The organism is Paenibacillus sp. FSL P2-0136, assembly GCF_037975325.1.
GTDB classification, from domain to species: domain Bacteria; phylum Bacillota; class Bacilli; order Paenibacillales; family Paenibacillaceae; genus Paenibacillus_AQ; species Paenibacillus_AQ silagei.
The window spans coordinates 1,978,311-2,001,610 of sequence record NZ_CP150244.1 but is presented as its reverse complement, the minus strand read 5'-3'; the positions used below and the strand labels follow the sequence as shown (position 1 = coordinate 2,001,610).

The following is a 23,300-nucleotide window of genomic DNA, read 5'->3' as shown; positions in this document are numbered from 1 at the left end:
GGTTCTCCTCTCCATGAAGCTTAGGTCTCTAAGAGTCTCTAAGAGTCTCTAAAAGGCAATCATCCCCGCGATAATCATCGAGATCATCACCGCAACGAACATCCATGGCAGCGTCTTGCGCAGCGTTTCAATAATATCCGTCTTCGTGTAATCGGCGATCCAGACATTGTGCGAGTTGGTCGGATCACTGACAGCCTGCAGATTGCTCACAATACGCAGAGCGAGCATCGCTGCCACAGGGGCCATACCACCAGCCACGATCAGTGCCGCAATTCCGCTGCCGAGTCCCCATACATTGAGCGGACCCCGGTAGATTGCCAGCGGAGAGAGCAGCGTAAAGACGAGAATGTACATTAGTGGACTCGTCGGAATAATGACTTCGATCAGCGGCTGGATTAACGAGGCCACCTGTGGCGCGGTTACCGCACTAAGCAGCATCCCGATTCCGATCATCAGACCCAGCGCACCGGCTACATCCTGAATGCCTTCCACCAGCGCACTCGACAACACATGGAATGGACGCTTGGGGGTGGCCAGCAGCAGGGTGACCAGAGCCCCCATGAAGACCGCCGAGACAATATCCACCTTCAGGAAAAACACGAGCAGCACCGGAACAAGCGGACTGATGAGCGCAATCGCTCTTACATTCTTGTTGTCCTGAGCCTGGAATTCCGGCTTAAGCGGCATGGCCCAGGCGCGGCGAACCTTACCGTCTTTGCGGGTGTAATAGACGATCATAATCAGGGCAATCACAATCAGCGGGACGGCACAGACGAGCGAATAAGAAGCAATCGTGTTCGTTGGTACCTTAAGCACATCGGTATAGATCGCCCAGGTAGAGACGTTGAACACCACACCGACTGCATTGGCCAGTAATACTACCAGACCGCTTACAAAGGGCTTAAGTCCGGCTGTCAGCATAATAGGGATAGCGATGGTCCCGACCAGAATAACCATACCCAGTCCGTTCGCGGCCGAGAAGATCACAGAGGCGGCGAGGAAAAAGATAAAGGCAATCGCCAGCGGCTTATCCCCCGCCAGCTCCGCTGCCTTGCGGATAATGGTCTTCGTGATACCGACCTTGCTGAGAATCTGGCCGAACCAGGCGCCGAAGATCAGTCCGGCGATGGCGGTAGACAGCTTCATGGCTCCGCCTGCAAGCACACCCTTCGTGATGGTAAAGGTGTCCGGGTTATCAGACAGGAGCGGGATGCCCGCAATTGCCGCCAGCAGAATCGCCATCATTGGCAATGCAAGCAGTGTGGTCAGCTTGCGGGTCATCATCAGACCCACAAACACAATGAATACAAGTAGAATTCCGATAATTTGCACGGTTTCCAAACCAATTCCTCCTAAAGTTTTGTTGAATATACGTTGTTATAAGAATTATTATTTAATTGCAGCCAAGGGTAGATGCTAACAACAGCCAACAACAGTTAGATGTATTTCTACAATTAAACTACACACAGCTTAATAACTGGCCACTTTAGTTGCACATATTACAGTTATGGCGCCGCGCGTTACACTTCCAGATAAGCGCCGTGCGCCACAAGCGTCTCCTGCAAGCTCTTATAATCCACCTGCTGCACTGGAACTCCTTCCCGGACCGCCAGCGCCGCCGCCGTACCGCCCGCCTGCCCGATTGCGCCTACCGTCGGTGTAGTCCGCACAGCCGCCTGGGCTTCAAAGGTAGCCGAGAGGCATCTCCCCACAACAATCAGATTGTCGATCTCGCTGGTGATCAGGCAGCGGTAAGGGATGCCGTACATCGCGCCCCACTCCAGATGATCTGTTGCGGTTCCCTCGCCGTCCGGGCTGTGGATATCAATCGGGTAGCCGGAATGGGCGATCACATCCTCGAAGGGCTTCACCGACAGGATATCCTGCGCAGTCAGTGTGTACACACCTTTGATCTGGCGGGAGCCGCGTACGCCGATGGACGGGCCTGTAGAGACAACCACTGAATCTTCGAACCCGGGAATATATTTTTTCAGAAAAACCTCCAGCTCCCGGCACTGCTTGCGGCCCTCAATCTCGGCCTCGCTGAGGCTCCATGGGTCTGTGCTGTCCTTGCCGAGAATCCGCGTCGTGTTCATAATAATCTCACCGGGATTGCTCGTCTCGAAGAATAGCACATCCTCTCTCGGAATACTGATCTCACCGCGCGCCTTCGCTTCACGGAATTGCTTGTCGAAGCCGACGACAGAGAGTCTGGCCGCCGAGTCCATCACCGTAATATCCAGATTCATGCGCGGAAAGTCCTCACGGTGCCCGCGGATGTACGCCTTGATTTTCTCCGTGTCCACTCCCCTCATCTTCATCTTCAGTGTCATCGGCTGCGACTGCTCGTCGGATTCGCGCCCTTTGGTGAACGGGACGCCGGACCAGGCCGCCAGATCGCCATCCCCCGTAGCATCGATGAACACATCCGCCGAGATCCTGCTAAGCCCGCCTTTGTTGCACAAGGTAAGCGATGTAATGCGTCTGCCGGATACTTCAGCACCGGCCAGCATCGTATGATACAGCACCTCGCCTCCGCTCTCCTGCAGCATCAGATCCAGCTCGTATTTCATCGCTTCCGCATCGAACGGTGTCACTGAATAGGTGTAGTTCGTCGCGTCCGGGATATGCCCCGGCGATTTGCCGAGCGCCCGGAGCCGCTGAATCAGCTCATCGGTGATTCCCTGGATAGCCTGCTTATCCCCCGCGTGAAAAGTCATCATCGGTCCTACGCCTGCAGCAGTCAGGGTCCCGCCCAGGAACCCCCCCGCCTCGATGATCAGCGTCCGGGCGCCTGCTCTTGCTGCCGCGATAGCCGCGATGGAGCCGGAAACCCCGCCTCCCGCCACAACCACCTCATATTTCCGCATCCTTGCTCCTCCTTCTTCTTCTAAAGTGAACGGTTACATTACTGCTGCTCCCTGTATTGCGTTGGGGTGCAGCCGGTATAGTCCTTGAATACCGCCATGAAATGCTTCGAGCTTAGGTAGCCGGATAATTTGGCAACCTCGTAGATTCTGAGATTCGTCTCCTTCAGCAGCTGCTTGGCCCGGTTCATCCGGCACCGGGAGACATAATCCGTGAAGTTCTGTCCGGTCTCCGTCTTGAACAGCACCGACAGGTACTGATGATTCAGATGCACCTGCTCCGCCATATATTGCAGCGAAATTTCCTGATCCAGCCGCTGGGCAACCAGTTCTTTCACTTTGCGGATCAGTTGCCTGCCCTTCTGGTCGGTCTCCCCCTCTTCCGGCTGGCCCGGCAGAGCATTCCGGGCTCCATGCTTGCGCTTGAACTCCCCTAAGGCCTGGGCCAGCTCCGTGCGGTCAACCGGCTTCAGGAGATAATCGCTGATGCCGTATTTGATGGCCTGCTTTGCATATTCGAAATCGGCATACCCGCTCAGAATCAGGATATACAATTCAGGGTACTGGTCACGGACCCGCCGGATCATCTCCAGCCCGTTCATTTCATTCATCCGTATATCCGAGATCAGGACATCAGGCTTCACACTCTTGAGTGCCTCCAGTGCAAGTCTTCCGTTCTCTGCCTCACCCACCACCTGAAAGCCGCCGATGACCTCCTCAATCAAATGCTTGAGGCCCGTACGGATCAGGGCTTCATCCTCAACCAGAAACAGCTTGTGCAACCCTATCCCTCCAAATACAGTATCTGGCCGCCGCTGCGCTTCGCCAAGCTTCTGAGGCTCATTCCTGGTGAAACGCTTACAGTACCAGTATAAAATTTGAGCACCTGCAATGAAACGGCCCTCATTCGAGAAAAGGTATGAAATTTCGAGATGAATCCGCGTCCGCTCCGCCAGATATGAAACCGGATGCCCTTCACGCCTATAGTAAGGCGGAAATGACATCCGGTTCTGCTTGCTTGTATATACACAGCCCTCTTCTGGCCTGGCTGATTACAGGCTTTGCGCTGTGCTGTTATCATACAGCGCTATCAATTCATCGAATGATGAGATAATGACATCCGAGCCCTTCAGCTCATCCTGCCGCCCGAAGCCGGCATAGGCGCAGCCGATCACGGTCTGTCCGTTGCCCTTGCCCGCCTGTACATCGGAGGAACGGTCCCCGACCATCCAGGCACTGCCGATCTTGTGATTGTCCAGCAGAAGGCCGAGCAGCTCGGTCTTCGTTGCCGTGCCCGAGCCGCCCGCGCTGTACAGCCCCTCGAACAGGTCCTTCAGCTCGTGTACGACTACGATGCTATGGATATAATCCTCCAGCCCGTTGCTGGCGACGAACAGCTTCACTCCGCGTGCGTGCAGCGCACGCAGCGTCTCGACTACCTTAGGGTACAGGACTGTACCTCCGGCCTCCAGCCCCTCAATCTCAAGCTGCAGGAGCAGTTCATCCGCCCGGCGGTGTACCGCCTCATCCGCTTCCGGCATTACGTTCTTCCAGATATCCGCAAGCAGCATGCCTAGACTGCCCAGGATGCGCTCCTCCGGCGGAGTCGGGCCGGAATGCAGGCCTTCTTCCCGCAGAATATCGAACATTTTATGATAGGCGGGCAATAACAGGCTTTCTGTCTGAAACAGCGTACCATCCATATCAAATACGATGGCTTCCGGCTGGTTTAATCTCGGCAGCGGTCTGTTCCCCGCCTGTGTCTGTTCTTCGTTGCTCATGAGGTGAATCATCCCTTCCAATTGTTCTTCGGTCACACGCCCTAATGATATAGGAAGCAGCAGATGTTGTCTACGAACCCCTAATTACAGAAAGGGACCGCAGTGCAAACACATGGAGTGCTTACACTGCGATCCCTTCTGTTCATACTGCATACTGCCTCAGAACCTTAACTTATACGTTGTCGAAGCTTGAGATCAGTTCATCGAGAACATCTTTGCTGACCATTTTACCTTTGAAGTTGATCAGGTTCTCGGAACTTCCGGAGAAGATGCAAGTAGGTTCATATTTTCTGAGAATGATCTTTTCGCCGTCCACAAAAATTTCGAGCGGATCCTTTATGTCAATTCCCATTGTTCTGCGCAGCTCAATCGGAATCACAATACGTCCCAGTTCATCTACTTTTCTTACTATGCCAGTTGCTTTCATCATTATGCATCCTCCCTTGAAATAACACTTGGATCATCATTCGGTGTTAAAAGCTATCAAAGCTTCTAATAAGTAGAAATGATTACTCTATAATTGCATTGTAAAGTGCTATTTCTTTCCTGTCAATTTTATTTCTACATCTTTTGATATTTATCGACAAAAAATTCGACAAAGTTTAGAGTTTTTTCGACAAATTTATAATCGAAACCGTTTTATATCCATTTTATTCTTTTCATTCAATTTTTGCCCGTAATTCTGTAGGGGTATGGCTGAAGCGGTTTTCCCCTTAGCTTACGGCTGCTCCTTAGGAACTATGCTCTTCCTTTACTTGACAAGAAAGATATACAATCTATATATTTTACGTAATATACTATATTGGAGTGTTTCCATGAGCAAAGAAGCTGAGAAAGAGCAAGCCGTCTATACCGTCATGGAGCATATGGCCAGCGTGCAGCAAAAGTCACAGGCGTTCATAGACCGGATTACGAAAAAAGGGTCACTCTCGCAGAACCAGATCATGCTGATGTTCCTGCTGCAGCTCACCGGCTCTCTTAATATTACGGATATCTCAGAGCGGCTGGTCATTACGCCTGGAGCCGCTTCGTTCATGTGCGATAAGCTGGAGGATCTGGGATACATCGAGAGAATTCGCACGAAGGAAGACCGCAGAGTCGTCAATATTGTTCTCACCGGATCAGGGAAGCAGCACATCCTTTCTCTCTTCGACACCTTTGCATTGACTGACCTTGACAAAATATCGGCAGCCCTGCAGAGAATTGATGAGCTGATGGGCGGAATGTTACAGTAGCATCAACGGCTATCCTTTAAGCACAGACTGCATTTCCCATCGGGGAGTGCAGTTTTTTTTGTAAATATAGAATTTATATGTTTCACACGATAACTTATCCTTCTATTTCTCGCTGAAACGGTACCGTCCTTAAAAGGACGGCAATGCCGTTTCCACTTGTAAAGAACATATATTGATTAAATATTTCATTTAATATATATTATAGTTACTAAAATAGTATAAAACGGTGGTGATTGAACCTATGCCTGCACTGAACCCGACACCTGCGGCCAATAAACCTCTTAAAATCAACGGCTCCCGGATCTGCCGGGGGGATATGGATGCCTCCCATGTGGAGGTGCTGGGCCACCTGCATGTCAGCGGGAGCTTGACCACAGCATGCCTGAGGCTTAGAGGAGAATGCTCCATAGGGTTATCTTGCAATACGCAGGAGCTGAGCAGCTTCGGCAGTCTGCGCGTTCCTGAACTCAGGGGCGTGAGCATCACGGCCAATGGATACCTGTCTGTTACCGGTGAGGTTGCCGCAGAAGAATTCAAAGCCGAGGGCTGCGTACGTATAGACCGCTTGTCCTGCATCGGCACCATCCGCATCAAGCTGGGGGCCTTGTGCAAGATCAGGCACATGACCTCGGCAGGTGATATTATCGTGTCGCCCTCCTCCAGGCTGCTCCCAATTCCGCTGAGTCCTTTCCGCAAGCTGCGCTGCGGGATCATTGAAGGGGCTGACCTCACCCTATACCGGACGCAGGCAGACCTTGTGTGCGGACAGAATGTTACGCTCGGGCCGGGTTGCTCCATCCGGGAGATCCGTTACCGGGAGACGCTGACGATTCATCCACATTCCCGGATAGGCAAGATTATTCAGATGAATACATAACGATGGAGGTACACGACATGAAATCTTCTTCTTCTGGTGCAATGCCTATACTGCTGAACTATCTGGCAAAAGGATTCGTCATCCTATTTGCATTGCCCGTACTGGGCGTCTGGGTGGCAGGGAGCCTCATCTGTGCCATCATCGCTCCGATAGCCGGCTTGCTGCGGACCTTCGGAGTCAGTGCCATAGGGATGGGGCTGACCCCATCCTATTCCGTCCCGGTCTTTCTCAGCTTGCCCTTCAGCCTAGTTCTCGCGTTCCTCCTGCTCTTGTCCTTTTATTACACCCGCCGTTTGCTGCTGTTAAGCCTAAGCTTCATCAGGTAGCAGAAAAAGGGGTATTTCAGCAGCCATTCACCGGTGCAGAAATACCCCTTTTTGTATGCAAATCACCCCGTATCAGCTGTTCAGCCTCTTCTAGGTGTATGAAGCTGGCCCTACGAACGAAGCTCGAAGAGCCTCGCAGTCTTGCCGGCGGGCAGCGTAACGCTCAAGCTGCCTTCCGGGGCGTCCCAGCTCCACTGCGCCCCGTGCGCCTCAGGATACGCACACCGGGCCTCCGCCCCGCGGCCCCTTAGCTCAGGTATGGGCAGCGTGACCGCAGCCGCTTCTCCGGCAATCCGCCATACAGCAATATAGCGGATGTCTCCATGACGGAGTCCGAAGCTGACCCATTCCCCTCCACCGTCAGGCATACCGAGCGGCCAGAAGGCGAAGGCTTGCGGAATGCAGGCGCGGATAGACTTGTAATAATTCAGCGCCTCCTTCACCAGCGCCCGGCGTCTTGGCGTTAGCTCGGCCAGATGGCCGCTCTGATGAACGCGAAGCAGCAGCGAGTTAACCATATTGAAAATGACCTCTTCATCGTCGCCTTCGCGCAGCGGATACGACCAGACCGCCGATTGCTCGGGAGTCAGTGCAGCCGGAGAGCCTGCGGCAATGGCAGCATACTTCACATAATCCTCCTGATCACTGGTGGACTGGATGCTGTGGCGGCTGAGCATGGCGTAATCCATCCGCATCCCGCCGCTGGAGCAGTTCTCGATGACGAGCTGCGGATAACGGGCGAAGATGCTGTCCAGCCAGGCCAGATAAGCGCGGTTATGCTGCAATAGACCGTCCCCGAAGCTGTCCGCCCCCGTCTCCGTACCAATGCCTGCATTGATATTATAGTCCATCTTGATATATCCGACGCCGTATTCCTCAACCAGCCGGGCAATCACGCTGTCGGCATGCTTAATGACCGCCGGATTACGGTAATCGAGCTGATAGCGGCTGCGGTCCTTGACCCTCTTGCCATGGCGCATGAAGAACCAGCTGTCGTCGGTCTCCGCAAGCTTCGGGCTGTTGATGCCCATCACCTCCAGCTCCAGCCAGAGACCGGGAATCATCCCCTTGCTGCGGATCACATCCAGCACATACTTGATGCCTTCCGGGAAGCGCTCAGCCGAAGGCTCCCACTCGCCGACCCCGTCCCACCACTCGCCGGGAGCATACCAGCCCGCGTCGATACAGAAGTATTCACAGCCGACCTCGGCAGCGGCATCAATCAGCGGCAGCAGCTTCTCCGTTGTCGGGCTTCCCCACAGACAGTTCATGTAGTCATTGAAAATCACCCGCAGCAGCTCATTATCCTCATTCGGTCTGCGGATCAGCCGCCGGTATGCGGTAAGCTGCTCTGCCGCCTCTCCGAACCCGCCCTCTACTACACCTGCGGCCACTGGCACAGAGGTGAACGCTTCGCCGGGGGCGAGCCTCCGCCACCAGTGATTGTCATGCTCCGTAGGCCCGCTGACCAGCAGCGTAAGCTGATCTGCCTGATCTGTCAGCTCCCAGTGCCAGGAGCCGTTATGTTCAATCTGCCAGAACAGGCTGCTTCTGCTCTCCTTGTTGCGCAGCACGGCCATTGGCAACAGCTCAGCCGCCGACCAGGAGCCGGTATTGCTGGCGGCAACCCGCTTCGATCCACGATCGGCGAGATGGGACATGCCCAGTTCGGGCAGGCTGTAGCTTTTCCACTGCAGCTCACTCTGCCACCCGCTGTGAGCAATACTCACTTCGATCTTGTCATTGCGGTCTCCGCTGCCCTCTTTGTCCACTCCAGTGAGTGCGAATGAAGAGATATACTCCACAGCCGCTTCCGCATTGCCTTCATTTCGAACCACTGTCCAGGAACGGACAATCTGCACACCGGTATAGAACTGATAATGCTGTACTGCCTTTACACCCGTCAGCGGGTCAGCCAGTGTAAGCTCCAGCTTCCGTCCCAGCGGATTCACCGTGTCCCTATGCCCGTCATACACCATGCGCAATCCCGGATAAGATGCACGGTGCGTCCGCCCGTGATATTCCGCCCGGTCTTCCCCCGACAGCTGCAGCTCCAGCAGCCGGAAGCTTGCCTTATGCTTCTCTTCTATGCTCCCTGCTTCCAGCGGCGCTGCGCCAAAATGCAGCAGCCGCACATCCTGCTCCCCAGTAATTTCAATCGTAAGATACAGCCCGTTCTCGGCTATCTCTATGAGCCTGCTCTGCATATCTGATTTACCCTCCTTACAAATGATGGTGTCCTTGGTTTCCTGTTTTCCTGCCTCTCCGGAAATCCAAAGCTCACGCAGTTACGTCCAGCCACTTACACCCCCCACCCTGAAATCTGCGTTACATAAAAAGAAGGCCCCCTCAGTAATAAAGCTTACTTCGGAGGCCGTTAAGGTCAAATCAAAATTTTATTCCGCAGACCCGAATTGAATCCAGGCCTTCTGAATTTCATCCATCGCCTGATCTTTCGTCTTGCTGCCGCCGATATAAGCCTGCATCAGCTCACCGAATTTCTGGTGGAACGTATCCAGAGAGTAGTTCACCGACAGGTCGCCGGATTTCTCCGTCTTCAGAATTTCTTCCATTTCCTTAGGCATCTGCAGGTCAGGCATCGGAGCATCCTTGATTGGAGGAATGACCTTGGCTACGTTAGAGAACCAGCTCTTCCCGTAGTCGGAGGTATACAGCCAGTTGAAGAACTCAATCGTCTCTGCCGCTACCGCAGAATCCTTGTTGATCCGCAGTGCCTGATCGGCACCGGTGATAATCTGGGACTGCTCCGGTTTGTCACTGACAGGATACCCGGCGATGCCGAGGTCAAAGTCAGGGGTGATTTTCTTAATCGCTTCTTCATCCCACGCCCCTTTACCGGTCATGAAGGCTGTTTTGCCCAAGGCGAAATCACTGACCTCAGCATTGCTGTCGCGTTCAAGCGGCTTGTCTGTGCCATGTTTAACCGTTGTATCAATGAAGGTGAAGAAGTTATCGCTCAGCACCGGATGATCCTTGAAGGTCGTCTTCCCGGCGATGAAGTCCGCTACGAGCGTCTTGGCATCGGTTCCGGCATCTGTGGCAGCGGCGTCTACGAAGTGCTGGAAGATATGCTTCCATACCCACCACTCTTTATAGGCGTTGGCAAAAGGCGTGATGCCCTTGGCTTCAAGCTTAGTAATTGCATCGTCCATTTCAGCAGTTGTCTTAGGCACTTCAGTGATGCCGGCATCAGCCAGCAGCTTCTTGTTGTACATCAGGACGAACAGGTTGCCCTTCACCGGCAGTCCGAGGACTTTACCATCTGTAGAGCTCATGTTGGAGCGGACTGCATCAGTCATCGCTGCGGCCAGCGGTTCATTGGTAAGATCGGCACTGTATTCGGCAAAAGTATCGATATCCCCGCCCGCCGTAGTCTGGAACACATCCGGTGTGCTGCCGGCGGCAATTTTGGATTTCAGCACCGTATTGTAGTCTGCCTGCATGATTTCCAGATTGATCGTAACATTCGGCTTAACCTTCTTGTATTCCGCAATATAAGCATTGAAGGCATCCGTGTATTCGGGAGAGGCGGTGAACATATTAATCGTGACGGGCTTGGCGGAATCCGTAGGTGTATTGCCTGCCCCGGCCGTTCCACCTGTGTTGTTAGCGGTATTATTGGTGCTATTTCCGCCGCAGCCGGCCAGCAGTCCGCCCACCAGCAGCAGACTCGCAGATAATGCCATGAATCGTTTTAACATGATGTTGCCCCCTTTTTCCTTATGCATCTTGTGGTCTTGCTCATCATTCTAAATAAAAAGAAAAAGGATAAGAATGTACATAAGTGAACTGATGAGGGTAAAAAAGTGTCCATGTAACCGTTTCACTTTTCTACCCCTGGCAGCTGCAGCCGGAACTCAGAAGGGGAGCAATCATAGTAATTGCGAAAAGCCTTGCTGAAATAGTTCTTGTCCTTGTATCCCAGCATTTCAGAGATATCCTGAATTTTGAGGGCAGGGTCGCGTAGCAATGCTTTAGCCTTGTCCATCCTTACCTTTTGCACATACTCGTGAATGCCGTAGCCGTATTGTCCCTTGAACAGCTTCATCAGATACTCTCTGCTCAGGAAATATTGTTCCGTGAACATCGATATTTTAATATCCTCGAAATAATGGTTATCAATATATGCCTTGATATTCTCCAGCACGCTGCTGCGGTCTCCGGCCACTGTCCGGCTGATCTCACCCGCATAACGGTCGAAGATATCATTAAGCACGCCCGCAAACTGCTCAAAGGAGGAGAAGTCGCTGAGGATGCCCAGAGGTGCCAGGCTGCTGTCCTTCCCGCTGCGGATCTGCGGCGGCATGGCACCCAGCTGGGCAGCAATCTCGCCCAGCAGCAGGAGAAAGCCCTGCAGGGTCCGGTCCGCTTCACCAAGAGTAAAACCTTCCGTCTCCTGGCATTTGCGGATGAATTCGCTGAGGATGCTGCGGGCATGGTTCACATTCCCGCCCTCCAGCGCGCTGCGGATCTGCGGCATCCGCCCGGTCAGGGAGGGAATATCCTTCGCTACGGGATTCATCACGATGCCCTGCACAATCAGGCTGCCCCTCAGGCTGAGCAGGTCAATCGTATCTAGTGATGCTTTGGCCTGCTCATAAGAAGCGGCAATGCTGAGCGAATCACTGCAAGGCTCCCCGATTCCGCCTGCACAGATGATCCCGAACAGCTCCTTCAGGGTAGAGGCTGCTTTTTTCATATGGTGCAGCGACAGGAAGGCCGCATCCGCTTCATAACCGCCCTTCATGGTGAAGATGGCAATGAATTCGCGTTCCCCCTTGGGGCTGGCGAAGCTGAATGACTCGAACTGCCCGTCCGTGTTCTCGTTCATTACATTCGTTACGGCGAAATGCAGCAGATCCCGGTCCCCATGGAATCTTTCCTTACGCACCTTCTCCAGATTCAGCATCCGCAGCAGGCCGACAGCGAAGTGGCTGGCCGCCCCGTCCGCCCCGATCAGCGGGAGAAAAGCCTCATTGGACTGGGTCTTGAAGCTCCGGTCAATGATGGACAGATACATCTTCTCCTTCAGCTTCGGCAGCGACATATTGAGTGTAATATTGCGGCTTATGAACTCGCTCTCCCGCTTCCGCTTGGCCTCCAGCACCCCCACCGCCTTGCGCAGTGCATGGTTAAGATCTGTGCGGTTCACCGGCTTCAGCAGGTAATCCACCACCTTCGAGCGGATGGCCTGGCGCGTATACTCGAAATCATTATAGCCGCTGATCACAATCAGCAGCAGGTCCGGGAATTCCTGCTCGGCAATCTGCAGCAGCTCGGCTCCGCTCAGCTCCGGCATTTTCATATCGACCAGCACCAGATCGAACCGCTCACGGCGCAGCAGCTCAAGCCCTGCCTTACCGTCTGTCGCCTCCCGCACCTCGCTGACACCGAGCCCCTCCCAATCCCCCAGGATATGAATCGCTTCGCGCAGCGGCTCCTCATCATCAATAATCAGCACTCTATACATGTTGTCCTACTCCTCCCCGCGGCAGCCGCATATCCATTCGTGTTCCCTGCTCCGTGCTCTGAATGACCAGACCCGACTCCTCTCCATACAAAAGCTTCAGCCGGGTATTCAGATTCTTCAGCCCGATACTCTCCATACCGTCCTCTTCGGCCGTGTCCGCTACGCGGTCCTCCCACTGCATCTGAAGGGAGCTGAGCACCTGCTCCAGCCGTTCTCCGCTGATGCCCGGCCCATCGTCCAGCACAGAGATGACGCTGTGTGTGCCGGTGATACGCGCCTCAATGGTGATGGTAACCGTACTCGATACCTTTTCCAGCGCATGCTTGATGCAGTTCTCCACCAGGGTCTGGATCGACAGCTTGGGAATTCGCAGCTCCATCAGGCTCTCATCCCAGGCGTATACCACCTGCATCCGGTTCCCGAACCGCGCCTTCTGCAGCGCCAGATACCGTTCAATATGCCGCAGCTCCTCCCTTGCCTGCACGACATCCTTGCCGCTAATGCAGTATCGCAGGGTCAGGGCCAGGTTGTCCACCATCTCGACAATATCGTCGTTGTTGTTCTTGAGCGCCTTGGTCGAGATCGCCTGGAGCGCATTGTACAGGAAATGGGGATTAATCTCGGCCTCCAGGGCTTTCAGGACAGCGTTTTTTTCAACGATTTTCATTTTATAGCGTTCATTGATCAGCTCATTCGTCTTCTCGACCATCTTGTTGAAATGGCGCGACAGGTAGGCGATCTCATCCTTGCCTGCAACCGCAGCCTGCGCATCGAAGCTCCCGGTACTGAACCGCTGCATTTGGAGCGACAGATTCTTCAGCGGATGGGTAATCCGGTTCGAGGTGAAGCTGACCAGCACCACAGAGACGATCAGGAACAGCAGGCCAATCGCCACACTTAACGTACGCGTCGTTGTAGCTGCTTCATAGATTTGGGTGTAGGGAATCGGCTTGACGAGCTTCCAGCCTTCCTTTTGGCTGATATCGTAGATTACCAGGTATTTCTGCCCCTTATCCGACCAGGTTACGCGCCCCTTCTGCTCCGGTGTCAGCAGCTTCGACAGTCCCGCCTCTCTGCTCTCCCGGTAGAATTCCTTATCATCCACCTTGAAGGGCTCGCCGTCCGGGCTGATATACATCAGATGCTCTCCGGTGCTGAACGGGATATCCCGCATAATCTCATCCGTCACGGAGGAGTTCAAATATAGCGATAATACCGCCTGCGGCTCGCGTGAGACAATGGAGCGGATCAGCCGGTGGTAGCCCATGAACACCTTATTATGGTTGACGGGGTAATCGGCGCTGTTCACGCTGGCCGGCTGCTCCTCCACGAACGACTGATAGGAACGGTTATACGGACTCTTAAGCGCCCGCTTATACCACGGCAGGTCATCAATAGGCGGGTGCTCGGATACCCGGACGGTGATGTTATAGTTCTCCTTAGTGACATAATAATACTTCTGCTCCTTGATTACATAGAGATAGGCAGCCTCCAGATCATTGCGCGAAAAATACAGATTCCGCAGATAATCCTCCACGTACATCCGGGAGCTGTAGTCTTCCGATTCATGCAAAAGCGCATAATTGAACTCATCGTAGGAGATTTGCGGCAGAGACAATTGCTCAATCCCGCTCAGATAACTCTCCAGATTCCGTCCGACCAGGAGCAGGTTGTTGCTAGTACTGGCAATGCTGTTATCGACCGATTCCCGCTGCAGCATGCTATAGGATATGTAGGTGAGTGAACTGACCACCAGGATGATGATAATCGTAAACAACAGAATCAGCTTGTTAGCCAGGCGGCGGGACACCCGCGCCAGTAAAGGCTCGATCAGCTTAACCCACACTTTTCTCATGATGCTCTCCGCTCTCCCCGCTGCCGGTTTTGGGGACTTTTCCGGCCTCCGCAGTCCGTTCACCTTTTTACCCTTAACTGTACTCTTAAATCCATTTTTGACGATACGGGTCTACTCTATAATACACAATATAGACTAACCGGAATGGTTAAGTGTGGCAAGCCAGGCCTACTACTCCCACCCTATAACTCAAGAAGAGGTGCATCCATGTTAAAAACACTCGGCAAAAGATGGCGCGAGAAATTCGAATTCGGAATCTTCACTCTCCCGGTTCTGATCTGTATCGCTGTAGCCTTCTATATTCCGTTCGCCATGACCATCCGCTATTCGATGACCAAGTGGAACGGGATCTCCAAGCACCCCAAGTTCGTCGGGCTGGATAATTTCAAGCAGATCTTCTCCGGCGATACCAACTTCTCGGATGCTGCCTGGTTCACGATTAAATACGCGGTGCTCTACATTATCATAGTCAACGTGCTGGCGATTCTGCTGGCCGTGCTGCTGGACATGAAGCTGAGAAGCACCTCCTGGCTGAGAGCGGCCTTCTTCATCCCTTATATCCTCAGCCTTGTGATTGTCGGCTTCATCTGGAAATTCATCTTCATGCAGGGCTTCAACTCGCTGGGTGAGAGCACCGGCTGGGCAATCTTCGATCTAAGCTGGCTCGGGACACCGGGACTGGCCTTCATCTCCATCCTGGGCGTATCCATCTGGCAGTCCATCGGGTTCTATCTGGTTATCTACATTGCCGGTCTGCAATCTGTGCCTGAGGATCTCAAGGAAGCCGCTACAGTAGACGGTGCCGGACCGCTGAGACGATTCTTCAGCATTACGCTGCCGCTGCTTGCCCCATCGATCACGATCTCTGTGTTCATGGCGCTCACCAATTCAATCAAGGTATTCGATGTCATCCTGTCGCTGACCGGCGGCGGTCCCGGCGGAACTACCTACAGTATTGCTTATGATATCTACAGGGATACGTTCCAGAACAATCTGTACGGCTACGGCACGGCGAAAGCGCTTATCCTGTTCCTGGCTGTGCTTGTCGTGACGATCATCCAGCTGACAGTCTTCAAACGGAGAGAGGTAGAGGCCTAATGAAAACAAACCACAACAAGGCGGGCAAGATCATACTGGAAATTGTCCTGGTCCTCTTGTCTCTGCTGTTCCTGTATCCACTGCTGCTGACAATCATTAACTCGTTAAAAAGCTTCGGCGAGGTCATGACCGATGTCATCGCCCTCCCGCAGAAGCTGACCTTCAGCAACTACGCCTATGTCTGGGAGTTCATCAACTATCCGCGGCTGTTCCTGAACAACTTCATCATTACGGGTGTCGGCCTGCTCGGTATCGTATTCATCTCCTCCATCGCCGCCTATAAGCTGGCCCGGACCAAGACCAGATGGAGCGGTGTCCTGTACTTCCTGTGCATTATGCCGATGCTGATCCCGTTCCAGTCGATCATGCTGACGGTCCTCCAGACCGCCAAGAACCTCAACCTGTCGGAGAGCACCTGGGGACTGGGTCTCCTGTATTGGGGCTTCGGCGCTCCACTGGCGGTGTTCATCTATCACGGCTTCGTGAAGGGTATCCCGACAGAGATTGACGAGAGTGCGACGATTGACGGCGCTTCCGGCTTCCGCCTGTTCTTCAGCGTGATCTTCCCGCTGTTGAAATCGGTCACCACGACCATCGTCATCATCGATGTCATGTGGATCTGGAATGACTTCCTGCTCCCGCTGCTGATGGTCAACGGTTCACCGGAGACGAAGACGTTAACGCTGGCCGCTTACACCTTCGTGGGCCAGTATACCTCGGACTGGCAGTATGCCATGACCGCTATGGTAATGGCGGTGCTTCCATCGATCGTGGTCTTCATCTTCCTGCAGAAATACATTGTGAAGGGCGTTGTCGCGGGGGCGGTTAAGGGCTGATCCTGTTCTCACTATGCAAAGAGGCGTCCCCACAAGCCGTGTAACGGCTACAGGGGACGCCTTTTCTTTTTGTCACGGGATATACTAATGAGCCTGCAGCCATTCATTCTTGATTTCCGGAGGCAGCTCAAGCCCCAGCTCATTTTTACAAGCCGCTTCAAACTGCTCATACCGTCTGTTGATATTCTCTAATGCGCCGCGTCCTCTATACATGCTAATCAGGAGGCGGTTCATTTCCTCCTCCAACGGATACAGCGACAAGTATTGCTCAAGACGTAATTCCGCTGCTGCTCCATTTCCAGCCGTAAGCTCAGCCGCCGCCAATTCCCGGACCATTGCTGTATATTGCTTGAAGAAGGCTTCCTCTAACGGGATCTTCCATAAGTAATTCTTGCCCTCCAGCAGCGGCCCCTGATACAGCGAACAGAGCTCTTCGGCTTGCTCTGTGGTCAGTCTGCCCTCACTGTGAACCTGCTGCAGTTGATGATACTGCAGGAGATCATATTGTTTATTTGCCGTATCCAGCCTGTAACCGTCATTAAGCTTCTGTATGCTCATCGGAATTTTGTTCTCTTTCAGGACCTTTTTTAACAGGTACAGGGTATTATGCAGATTGGATAATCCCCGCTCTCCCTTCGCATCCTGCCACAACAAATCAATGAGCTTCCACTTGCTGATATACCGTCCAGGGTGGCAAAGAAGATAAGCGAATAATTCCTCGGTCCGGCGGGTTCGGAAGTGGACCGGGAGTCCCTCCGGATTAAGGACTTCAAATTCACCGAAGCAGCGGATGGAGAAGCTAGACTTGACGGTCTCTGCGGAAATGTGGGTTGTCCGGTGCTTGAACAGCCGCCCGGTGACCCGCTGAATCGCTTGCGGCGTGACAGGCTTGAGAATATAATCAAGTGCACTTACTTCGAATGCTTCAAGTGCATAATCCTTATAAGCCGTAGTGAACACTATCTCTGCCTGACCCAGCTGTTCATGGATGTGCACTGCAAGCTGCAGCCCGTTCATCCTCGGCATCTCCACATCAATGAACACGATATCCGGCTGCAGCTCCTGCAGATTCGCCAAGGCCTCTACCGGATTCGTAAAAGCTCCTACAATGCTGTAATTGCTATTTTGGCCAACCAGCACCTTCATTAAATCCAGGATTGGCCGTTCATCCTCAACAATCATCGCCCGAAACATGGAAGACCCCTCCTTCACGCAGAATCATATTTACTCCTACTCCTCAGAAGCCCCTTGCCCGGAGCCGCCGCCGCTGAGCGGCAGATAGATCGTTACCTTCGTACCGCTGTCTGCTTCAGAATGAATGCTTAAGCTGGCTCCCGGAATCATATCCAGACGCTTGCGGATATTCTGAATACCAATGCTTCCTTGCAGCTCTCCCTGACTGTTCAATGTATATAACAGATCAGCGGGAATGCCTACACCGTCATCTTCGACTATAATCCTCATGTATCCGTCACCAGCCTGAATCCTTAAGGCAACCTTGCCTTGCCCCTCCTTCTCGAACAGTCCATGACGGATGGCATTCTCAATAAATGGCTGGATGCAGAGGGACGGGATATTCACTGCCTTCAGGGAATTATCCACCTGGCTGTTATAGTCGAACCTCTCCCCGAAGCGGGCTTGTTCAATTTCCACATAGGCTTGAATCAGCTCCAGCTCCCGGTACAACGGAATGACAAGTGTGGAGCGGTCCATATCCAGAATAAAGCGCATATATTGGCTGAGCATGGTTAACAGATAAGCTGCCTTGACGCCATCGGTATAACAGAATGAGATAATACTGCTCATCGCATTATACAGGAAATGCGGTTTGATCTGGGCTTGATGGAACGCATGCTCATGCCGGATCGCTTCCTGGATCGACAATTTCATGGCCAGCAGGTTATGAATCCGGGCCATCAGCGTCTCGCTCTCAAAGGGCTTGGTCACGAAATCATTCGCCCCGGCCCGGAAGCCCAGCGCGATATCGGAAGGTGCATCCTTGACTGTGGCGAACAGAATCGGCAGATCAAGTATAGAATGACGGCTGCGCAGTGACTGGCATAATTCTATCCCCGATGTACCCGGCATCATGATATCCAGAATGACAAGATCCACTTGCTGATATTCCTGCAGTTTGGTCAATGCTTCCTTGGCGGAGAAGGCTATCAGCACATTATAATCATGACGACGGAGAATATTCAGCAGGGTATGGATGTTGGAGGCCTCATCGTCTACAATCAGAATGGTCTGCCCTTCCCGGTCCAGTACATCAAGCACCGTATAATCAACTTCGGCATGCAGCGCGTAAGGTTCGGATACGGCAGCCTGCTGATATTCGGGAATAGGGTCTACTAGGGGCAGCGTAAATACCATGCGGGTTCCCTTGCCCTTCTCGGACCAATCCACCCGAATCACACCGCCCATACGCTCCACCAGCTTCCTGCTGATATACAGCCCTACCCCCATTCCGGTATATCCGTCCTGCGGCAGCAGCCTGTCCACCTGCTCAAAATATTCAAAGATCGCCGCATGGTTCTCTTCGGATATCCCTGTTCCGGTGTCCTCCACTTCAATGAAGACCTCACTCCCGGCTACTCTTGCTGTAATCTGAATCGATCCCTGAAGGGTATGCTTAATCGCGTTATGAACCAGGTTATACATCACCTGCCGCAGTCTGCTCTCATCCGCGAGTACCCATGTATCGGCCTCCACCTGGTTTAGCAGCTGCACCTCTTTGCCCGCCAGCTCGAACCGGAGAATATCATATACAATTTGGACAGCCACTCTTAGATCAACAGCGGTCTGGTGCAATCGCAGCTCTCCGTGCCTCAACCGGCTGACATCGATCAGATCCTGGATCAGCATCGACAGCTTCGTGGATGTATCCTTAATCAGCCACAGATTCTGCTTCTGGCCTGCATGCAAATTCTCTTCCTGATTCTCCAGTAAAAAAGAGGTCATATTCATTATTCCATGAAGCGGTGTCTTAATCTCATGAGAGGTGTTCATCAGGAATTCATCCTTAAGCTGGTTCGCTGTCCATAGCTTACGGGATAGAATCTCTGTTTTGGCATACGCATTCGAGAACCTTACGGCCAGCAGGATATTAATGAGCACAATAAATGCAATAACTCCGCATCTTCCTGTAAAATTGCTCTGGACAATATTCTCGGAATAAAGGCCGTCATTCATCAGATAGATTATCAGCGAGATGGCACCGCCAATGAACAGCATCAGCTCCGCACGGTCTGCCACCTGACTCTGCCTGCGGATATACAAATAGACCATTCTCGCTACAATGCCGAGCATAACGATCCAGAGATAGAATATAAAGAAATATTTCACTCGAATATGCACCGCATATGGCAAAAGCACAACCATAACAAGATAGGCCATAAACGGGGTAAGAATCAGCTTCAGCCTGCGCAGCGACATCAGGTGCGACTCTACGGTACAAAAGAACACAATAATCAGTATCGCGCTAAGAAAGTGGCTGACATCCAGCAGCTTATACGAAAAATCAAAGGGGACCGACGGCAGGAGACGCTGAAACATCTTTTCCCCGTACAAGGAGTTCTGCAAGGCCAGAAACAATAAGAAAAATCCGCTAAGCAAATACTCCTTCTCATGGCGGCCAATAAAATAGAAGCTGAGGTGATAGGCACCGAACATGGCCAAGATCAAAATGATTCCGATATCCGCACCGATCTGTATCATGTTGCGCCGGGTGATGTCCTCTTGTGCTCCAAGCGTGAGGGAGTTCACAATTCCTCCGGTGACAAAATTATAGTTAGAGACTTGGATCACAATCTCGAGCCTGCGGGCATCCGGATGAAAAAATATCGAATACGGTGTGTTTCCGGGTTGAAACGCGCCTTTGTCCGTGGAAGGAAGCCCGCTGGCCCCCTCCTCCTGTCCACCAATAAACAGACGGTGGGCCATGCGGATGCTTCTTATTTTCAAGCCGAGTATTTCATCGGTATCCTTCAATAATACCTGTAAACGGTAGGTGCCTGAACCCCTGCTGCTCATCCCGCCAGCGGGATTCTTGCCGCGCCAGGTACCGGGAACCTTCAAATAGGCAGGCGGAGAATCATACCGGCCTTGCCGGAAATCCTCAGGGCTCAGCAGCTTATCCTGGTAAAACTCCCACTCACCATCCAAATTCACGACTCCCTGCTGCTCAAGATTCCATGAGGACAGATCCAGTACTCCCTTCTCCACGCTTACCTCATTTTGAGGAGGCCGGGTCAGTGAGAAGATCATGAAGATCAAAGAAAAGATAATACAGAAGAATATGCCGATTCCCGCAAGTCTGCGGATATTTACCTTTCTCACAAACAGCCTCCAGTTTAAATCATCGATGTTCTCATTCTAACTTAATGCACTTATAAAAATCTCACAAAATACTTAAACAGAAAAAAGCACCATCCAGCGGAGCTTCCTGGACAGTGCTTCCTTCTTGCATTATCTTGTTAGTCCGATCCGGTACACCTTTGTTGCGGTCACACTATGGAACACGGCAACGGCTTCGCCCTCGAATACCTTCTCCACAGCCATGGCTGCATCGTCGGCCAGCTTAACAGCACCTGTCCGGCGAGGTGTCGTTTCCAGAACGATCTCGCCCCGGCGCAGTACCTCCCGGAACCGGGATAGGCCGATCTCCCACGGCAGGCCGTTATAGAAATGGTCGTGGAACAGCTGCCCGGCAGCGAAGGCATAGCCCACATTGCCTGTATAATCAATGCTCAGCAGGACTTCTTCCGAACCCTCCAGGACTTCTTCGGGCAACTGGAGGACAACCTTGTGATCCTGAATCCGGCGCATCGGAATCGTGATTTCCTTCTGCGGTACCTGTACCTCGTAAGCCTGGAACCAGCCATCCTGTCGTCCGCTGACCGTTGCATCCGCTTGTGCGGTATTCCACTGCGTTGCCGCCTCAGTTCCGCCCGTGTATTCACGGAATGTGAATGCATGATGCCCCTGGCTGATGAATTCAATTCCGCCCGGGGTCTGAACCGGAGGAACCGGTGAGAAGATGATGCGGCTGCGGCCGTCCTCCTCAAGCTCCCACAGAGCCGCAGCTTCACGAGCGCTCATGGCATAGATACGGACTTCTCTGGCTCCGTCCCGCCGGATCACAATCATAGAAGATTGGTGATGCGGAATCAGCACATTATAGCCGCCATTCTCTGCTACGTCTCCGGTCTCCGCGCTCACCTCCAGAATACCGGCATCCGCGTCAATCTGGAACTCAGCGTCGACGCCCTCCGGCATAGAGAAGAAGTAGGTGGCTGCTTCCTCCGTTTCAATAGCCGTAACAGGCTGGGCCGTGGCAGCCTTGAGATTAAGACCATCCAGCGCGAAGTTGAACGGCAGCAGGAAGGAAGCCTTGGGCTGAACCGTCAGCTTGCTCCGCTGCGGGAAGCTTAGCGTCTCCTCTCCCAGTTCTACCGCAAACACAACCTCCTCGTGCGTATCCATCTCCACATGGTCCTGATAGTTATTGACGAACAGGAAGCCGGACTTGCCGTCCGTGCGGACTGCATAACGCAACGTGTACGCATCCTCTGGCGTAACTGCTTCTGCCCCTTCAGGAAGCACAGTTGCCATCGGTGCAAGCCGGTCTGCGAACCGGCGCAGGAAATAATGAAGCGGACGAAGCAGGTGATTCGACTCACGGATCTGGCCGAATTCCCCGATTGGCGCCTGGAAGTCATAGGTCAGCTTCGGCGTAGTGCTCTCATTCAGGTATCCCGTTCTTCCCACCGGATTGGTTCCGCCATGGAACATATAATACCCGATGAAGTTGCAGCCTCCGGCAAGCTTCATTAAGGTCATGGCGATGACACTTTCCGGCTCAACCTGGAACCGGGACAGATACCAGGTCTGCATCCCGCCGCCCATCTCACAGCAAGCGAACGGGTATTTCGTCCGCGCATACGGCGGATTGAATTCGCCGCCCGGCGCCTTGTCATCATGGAAATTCACGAATACGTATTCCGGCGTCGGCTTCTGAACCTGATTCGGGTCACTGATGCTCCACGGAGTATAGGCATACCCTCCGTAGAGCGGAAGCACCTCATCCTCCAGGAACGGCGCCTCGCCCCAGCCGGTGCTGGTATAGATCGGAGCGATCAGACCGGAATCCACCGCATACTGCTTAAGCAGACGCATATGCTCAGATCCCGCTTCACCGCTCGCTCCGCCGCTGAGATATTCGTCACCCTGCTTGGCGGTCTCTTCCCAGAGAGCGGCCGCAGCATTCAGCTCATTCTCCAGCTGAATCCCGATCACCGGGCCGCCATCCTTGAACATCTGTCCATCGGCCTGATTGCCGATCTCCTTGAACAGGCGGTTCACATACTTCAGGTAGCCCTCGTCATTGGAGCGCACATCGAATTCCCGGCCGAACAGCCAGTCCGGCAGTCCGCCGTTACGGACCTCGCCATGACAGAACGGACCCACACGCAGAATGACGTATAGGCCATTATCCCGGCACAGCTCCACGAATCTCCGGAGATTGCGGTTGCCTGCCCATTCGAATGCTCCTTCCACCTCTTCATGATGATTCCAGAAGATATAGGTCGCCACCACATTGATGCCGGACAGCTTCATCTTGGCGATTTCACTCCCCCAATCCGCTTCGGGATACCGTGAATAATGGAATTCCCCGCAGATGGCGAAATAAGGCTTGCCGCTGCGCTCCATATAATAATTCGTGAAGCGGATCTCATCCCCTTGGGGATTGCTCCCGCCCAGCTTCAGTGTGGACGGGTAGATTTTTTTGGGAGACACCCCAGCCTGTATCGTATATCTCATGAGAATTGCTCCTTTGCCATATTGTATGATCCGTGTACAATCTATACCTTCTTATATTTTCATAAAAACTGCCCCAAAGCTATTGCTTTGGAGCAGCCCGTAAGCTTATTCT

17 protein-coding genes are annotated in these 23,300 nt (G+C 53.1%); 5 read left to right on the top strand and 12 right to left on the bottom strand.

The window, feature by feature from the left end; genetic code table 11:
• Positions 1-48: 48 nt before the first annotated feature.
• The 5 genes from NYE26_RS08275 to NYE26_RS08255 all read right to left on the bottom strand — a co-directional run bounded on the left by NYE26_RS08275 (position 49) and on the right by NYE26_RS08255 (position 5,078).
• Positions 49-1,332 carry a citrate transporter gene (locus tag NYE26_RS08275; RefSeq protein ID WP_339257399.1) on the bottom strand — a complete coding sequence of 428 codons (1,284 nt, stop codon included), beginning with the start codon at positions 1,330-1,332 and terminating at the stop codon, positions 49-51.
• Positions 1,333-1,520: 188 nt separating this feature from the next.
• On the bottom strand, positions 1,521-2,870 hold the full coding sequence (locus NYE26_RS08270) for an FAD-dependent oxidoreductase (protein ID WP_339255096.1): 1,350 nt from the start codon (positions 2,868-2,870) through the stop codon (positions 1,521-1,523).
• Between the two features lie 38 nt (positions 2,871-2,908).
• Positions 2,909-3,649: a response regulator gene (locus NYE26_RS08265; protein WP_209872623.1), complete on the bottom strand. Its 741-nt coding sequence runs from the start codon at positions 3,647-3,649 to the stop codon at positions 2,909-2,911.
• Positions 3,650-3,919: 270 nt separating this feature from the next.
• Positions 3,920-4,648, bottom strand: a complete 729-nt coding sequence (locus NYE26_RS08260) for an HAD family hydrolase (protein ID WP_339255095.1) — start codon at positions 4,646-4,648, stop codon at positions 3,920-3,922.
• A gap of 172 nt (positions 4,649-4,820) precedes the next feature.
• Positions 4,821-5,078, bottom strand: coding sequence for an AbrB/MazE/SpoVT family DNA-binding domain-containing protein (locus NYE26_RS08255; RefSeq protein ID WP_036721536.1), 258 nt, complete (start codon positions 5,076-5,078; stop codon positions 4,821-4,823).
• Between the two features lie 385 nt (positions 5,079-5,463).
• Between NYE26_RS08255 and NYE26_RS08250 the strand changes: the two genes are divergently transcribed.
• From NYE26_RS08250 to NYE26_RS08240, 3 genes are all read left to right on the top strand, one after another.
• Positions 5,464-5,883, top strand: a complete 420-nt coding sequence (locus NYE26_RS08250) for a MarR family transcriptional regulator (RefSeq protein WP_209872629.1) — start codon at positions 5,464-5,466, stop codon at positions 5,881-5,883.
• Between the two features lie 241 nt (positions 5,884-6,124).
• A complete protein-coding gene (locus tag NYE26_RS08245) occupies positions 6,125-6,760 on the top strand; it encodes a hypothetical protein (protein WP_339255094.1) in 636 nt (211 codons plus the stop codon).
• Between the two features lie 17 nt (positions 6,761-6,777).
• Positions 6,778-7,086 (top strand): hypothetical protein, encoded by a 309-nt coding sequence (locus NYE26_RS08240; protein WP_339255093.1) that lies wholly within the window; start codon positions 6,778-6,780, stop codon positions 7,084-7,086.
• A gap of 110 nt (positions 7,087-7,196) precedes the next feature.
• On the opposite strand, the gene NYE26_RS08235 is transcribed toward NYE26_RS08240, so the two are convergent.
• The 4 genes from NYE26_RS08235 to NYE26_RS08220 form a co-directional block, all read right to left on the bottom strand.
• On the bottom strand, positions 7,197-9,293 hold the full coding sequence (locus NYE26_RS08235; protein ID WP_339255092.1) for an alpha-galactosidase: 2,097 nt from the start codon (positions 9,291-9,293) through the stop codon (positions 7,197-7,199).
• Positions 9,294-9,482: 189 nt separating this feature from the next.
• Positions 9,483-10,808 (bottom strand): extracellular solute-binding protein, encoded by a 1,326-nt coding sequence (locus NYE26_RS08230; protein WP_209872641.1) that lies wholly within the window; start codon positions 10,806-10,808, stop codon positions 9,483-9,485.
• Positions 10,809-10,930: 122 nt separating this feature from the next.
• Positions 10,931-12,577: a response regulator gene (locus NYE26_RS08225; RefSeq protein ID WP_339255091.1), complete on the bottom strand. Its 1,647-nt coding sequence runs from the start codon at positions 12,575-12,577 to the stop codon at positions 10,931-10,933.
• Positions 12,570-14,432: a sensor histidine kinase gene (locus NYE26_RS08220; RefSeq protein ID WP_339255090.1), complete on the bottom strand. Its 1,863-nt coding sequence runs from the start codon at positions 14,430-14,432 to the stop codon at positions 12,570-12,572. The genes NYE26_RS08225 and NYE26_RS08220 overlap by 8 nt, the downstream gene beginning before the upstream one ends.
• 207 nt (positions 14,433-14,639) lie before the next feature.
• Between NYE26_RS08220 and NYE26_RS08215 the strand changes: the two genes are divergently transcribed.
• Together NYE26_RS08215 and NYE26_RS08210 are read left to right on the top strand one after the other, a co-directional pair.
• A complete protein-coding gene (locus NYE26_RS08215; RefSeq protein ID WP_036721513.1) occupies positions 14,640-15,530 on the top strand; it encodes a sugar ABC transporter permease in 891 nt (296 codons plus the stop codon).
• Positions 15,530-16,366, top strand: a complete 837-nt coding sequence (locus NYE26_RS08210) for a carbohydrate ABC transporter permease (RefSeq protein ID WP_339255089.1) — start codon at positions 15,530-15,532, stop codon at positions 16,364-16,366. Before NYE26_RS08215 ends, NYE26_RS08210 begins: the two co-directional genes overlap by 1 nt.
• Before the next feature lie 84 nt (positions 16,367-16,450).
• Here NYE26_RS08210 and NYE26_RS08205 read toward each other — a convergent pair whose 3' ends face one another.
• From NYE26_RS08205 to NYE26_RS08195, 3 genes are all read right to left on the bottom strand, one after another.
• On the bottom strand, positions 16,451-17,560 hold the full coding sequence (locus NYE26_RS08205) for a response regulator (RefSeq protein WP_339255088.1): 1,110 nt from the start codon (positions 17,558-17,560) through the stop codon (positions 16,451-16,453).
• Positions 17,561-17,596: 36 nt separating this feature from the next.
• Positions 17,597-20,704 carry an ATP-binding protein gene (locus tag NYE26_RS08200; protein WP_339255087.1) on the bottom strand — a complete coding sequence of 1,036 codons (3,108 nt, stop codon included), beginning with the start codon at positions 20,702-20,704 and terminating at the stop codon, positions 17,597-17,599.
• 129 nt (positions 20,705-20,833) lie between these two features.
• The gene (locus NYE26_RS08195; protein ID WP_339255086.1) at positions 20,834-23,188 is read right to left on the bottom strand and encodes a beta-galactosidase; all 2,355 of its coding nucleotides are present in this window, start codon (positions 23,186-23,188) and stop codon (positions 20,834-20,836) included.
• Positions 23,189-23,300: the final 112 nt, after the last annotated feature.